Genomic DNA, 2,932 nt, shown 5'->3' on the forward strand with positions numbered 1-2,932 from the left:
TCTACCCTTTCGACCGGGGCAAATGAATTGTCCCAGCCAAAGTGATGTTGCGCGCCGTGGATCGTGTAATCACAAGCCTTGCACATGCAGCTTACTCCTTAACGTAAACGTAGTCGTAGTTCACAGGGATCGAGACCGGATCGACATAGAGATTGTCAGCCCCGCCCATACGCGCCGATTTCATGGTGTAGCGCTGTTCGTTGAACACCGGCACCCAAGGCGCTTGCTCCATCACCTTCATATAGACATCCGACCACATCTTCATGCGCTCGGGTGCGGCAGGATCAATCATGCTGTCGGCAGCAGTTGCCTCGGCATCAATCGCAGCGTCGCAGAATTTGGACCAGTTCCAGCCGCCATCAACTGCGCCAGAGCAGCCAAGGATTGGACCAAAGAAGTTCGACGGGTCGGGGAAGTCTGCAATCCAAGCCATGCCGCCGGACCAGATCATTGGGGCTGTGCCCGCGCCACCGGCTTCGATCACATTGGCCTGAGCAATAGATTGGATCGAGGCTTTGACGCCAATCGCTGCCAAGTCTTGCTGGATGGCCTGTGCGATCCGTGGATTTGGATCGGTGTTCATCACATAAAGCTCGGTGTCAAAGCCATCAGGCAGACCCGCATCAGCCAGCATCTTCTTGGCCTCTTCAGGGTTATAGCTATAGCCCTTATAATCCATCGTGTAGCCGGGCATCGACGGCGGCAGCGGCTGGTTTGCCACCACAGCGCGCCCGTTGATCAACTGAACGATACGGTCTTTGTTGATCGCCATATTGATGGCCTTGCGAACTTCGACATTATCCAGCGGCGGGATGGTCACGTTCAAAGTGATATAGCCGGTCTGCAATTGACCGCCTTCGACCACTTGCGCGGCCTGTGCTGGATCCCCCATGACTTCCTGGAATTTGGCAGGTGGAATGCCGTCGCCGGGGACATCGACTTCGCCGTTTTGCAGCCGAAGCAGCGCCACAATAGGCTCTTGGCCGACTTCAAAGGTCACGGTGTCCAGATAGGGCAGGCCAGCGCGCCAGTAGTCGGGATTCTTGGCAAAGATCAACGTTTGGCCAATGGTCCATTCCGCAAGTTTGAAGGCACCGGTGCCGACAGGCATCTTGCCGAAATCACCATTCGCTGCCTCGACGGCCTCTTTCGGCACCACAGAGGCAAAGTTCAAAGCCATGACATGCAGGAAAGTTGCATCTGGACGCGACAGTTTGATCTCAACCGTCGCAGGGTCCAGCACGGTCACGCCCGCAAGCGAGGTTGCCGATCCGTCTGCCATCGCGTCATAGCCTGCAATCGCACCAAAAAAGCCAGCACCTGGCGATTGGGTGGCTGGCGTGGTGACGCGGTCCAGCGAATATTTCACATCCTCAGCGGTCATCACGCGACCGTTGTGAAACTTCACACCTGCGCGCAGATGAAAGGTAAAGGTCATGCCATCCGCCGAGATGTCATAGCTTTCCGCCAGACCCGGGCGCAGTTCAGTGGTGCCAGGCACATAGTCCATCAGCCCGTCGAACAACGATTTAATCATCGACCAGTTCTGCCAATCATATCCGATCGCAGGGTCAAGGGTTGCCACATCGTCTTTATAGGTCACGACAATTCCGCCGCCGGATTTGGCGTTCGGGTCCAAAGTTTCTTGCGCAAAGGCAGGCAGCGCGAAGGCCGCGATCAGAGCAGTAGATACGAGCAGTTTTTTCATAGCATTCTCTCCTGTTGGTGTTTTTGGTTTCAGCGAATACGGATACGAGGGTCGATCAGGGGAACCACGAGGTCGGCAAGCAGGTTGCCCAGAACAATTGCGCAGGCAGAGACCAGTGTGACGCCCATGATAATGGGAATGTCGACGCGCTGGATCGCTTGCCATGCAAGCTGGCCGATGCCGGGCCAGCCAAAAACGCCCTCGACCACCACAATCCCGCCCATAAAGATGCCTATGTCGATGCCGATCATCGCAATCACCGGAAGGATGGCATTGGGCAAAGCGTGGCGCAGGATGACGCGACTGCGCGCAAGCCCCTTGGCCCGCGCGGTGCGAATGAAATCGGCGCGCAGCACCTCGATCATGCTGGAGCGCATGATGCGTGCATACCAGCCCGAGCCCAAAATCCCCAAGGTCAGGGCTGGCAAAACCAGATGCGCCGCGGTGCCATAGCCGCCGATCGGGAACCATCCAAGCTTGACGGCAAAGATGTATAGCAACAGCAAAGCCACCACGAATTGTGGGGCCGAGACGGTGACAAAAGAGGTCATCATCAAACCACTGTCTACAGCCCGTCCGCGCCACAGCGCCGCAATCACGCCCATGGCCAGACCAATCACCAGTTCAGCCGCAATGCCCGCCGCCATCAGCAACAATGAGGCAGGCAACCGCGCCATGATCAGCGTGGCGACATCGGTCTTTTGCAAATAGCTGCGCCCCATATCACCTTGCAAAAGGCCAAACAGATAGCGCCCGTATTGCACCACAAAGGGCTGATCCAAGCCCAGCTGTTCACGGATATTTGCCACTGTTTGTGGGGTGGCAGATCGCCCCGCAATCTGGCGCACCGGATCGGCCGGCAGCACATACAGCAGGAAAAAGGTGATAAACGATACACCCAGCAGAATAAGCGCAGCTTGGATCAGACGACGAAGAAGAAGCGCAGCCATCAGTCTGACCCCCGCAAAGTTGGGTCTAGCACATCCCGCAGGGCGTCGCCCACAAGGTTGAAGGCAAGCGCCAGCACCACAATGGCAAAGCCCGGAATAAACACCAGCCAAGGGGCCGATTGAAAATAGGTCTGATTTTCAAAGATAATATTGCCCCAGCTTGGCGTTGGTGGCTGCACGCCGACCCCCAGATAAGACAGCGTCGCTTCCAGCAGCACCGTGGTTGAAATCCCCAAAGTGCCCCAGACGATGATCAGCGGCACAAGATGCGGCA

3 protein-coding genes are annotated in these 2,932 nt (G+C 56.8%); all 3 read right to left on the reverse strand.

The annotated features are described in order from the left end of the window. Positions 1-91 precede the first annotated feature (91 nt). The gene (locus V7Q10_RS15500) at positions 92-1,708 is read right to left on the reverse strand and encodes an ABC transporter substrate-binding protein (protein WP_333870041.1); all 1,617 of its coding nucleotides are present in this window, start codon (positions 1,706-1,708) and stop codon (positions 92-94) included. Between the two features lie 29 nt (positions 1,709-1,737). Further along, complete coding sequence (locus V7Q10_RS15505) at positions 1,738-2,658, reverse strand: ABC transporter permease (RefSeq protein ID WP_333870042.1); 921 nt, start codon at positions 2,656-2,658, stop codon at positions 1,738-1,740. Continuing rightward, positions 2,658-2,932, reverse strand: a 275-nt coding sequence (locus tag V7Q10_RS15510) for an ABC transporter permease (protein ID WP_333870043.1), incomplete at its 5' end; no start/stop codon positions are given. The genes V7Q10_RS15505 and V7Q10_RS15510, both read right to left, overlap by 1 nt.

It is taken from the genome of Cypionkella sp., assembly GCF_036782355.1.
Taxonomy (GTDB): Bacteria; Pseudomonadota; Alphaproteobacteria; order Rhodobacterales; family Rhodobacteraceae; genus Cypionkella.